Annotated in this window: 1 protein-coding gene; it reads right to left on the bottom strand. The window is 39.2% G+C overall.

Going from position 1 to position 385, the window contains the following annotated elements:
• Positions 1-179: 179 nt before the first annotated feature.
• Positions 180-385, bottom strand: a 206-nt coding sequence (locus tag ACO0LB_RS20610) for a DUF6916 family protein (protein ID WP_423052581.1), incomplete at its 5' end; no start/stop codon positions are given.

Below are 385 nucleotides of genomic sequence, written 5' to 3' on the forward strand. Positions count from 1 at the left end.
ATCTGCCACATGAATGCGGGACAATGTCGAGTGGTATCTGACTTACCGACACGACGGTATCACTGCATTTATCGGGCAAAAATAAATTAAAAAAATATCAAATCAGTATGCATTTATACAATATGAATGAAGTCATTATTATGTTAATTATTCAGCAAATATTTGTTATTAATGCCACATTAACTGAAAAATGCCTGGTAGTACATACAGCGACTACCATCAGGGTGTAGCTGAAGATGCTGTCCTTGCGAAAAATCAGGCATCACCGGGGCAATAAACCAAATCTGTTGCCCAAGTACAGGATGACGAACAAGGTAATTATCCTGTGCAAGCAATCTGTTGCCTGAACCTGAAAAAATGAGCAAAACCGGTGTCGGGAAGTTGT

The organism is Undibacterium sp. SXout7W, from assembly GCF_049339385.1.
GTDB lineage: Bacteria > Pseudomonadota > Gammaproteobacteria > Burkholderiales > Burkholderiaceae_D > Undibacterium.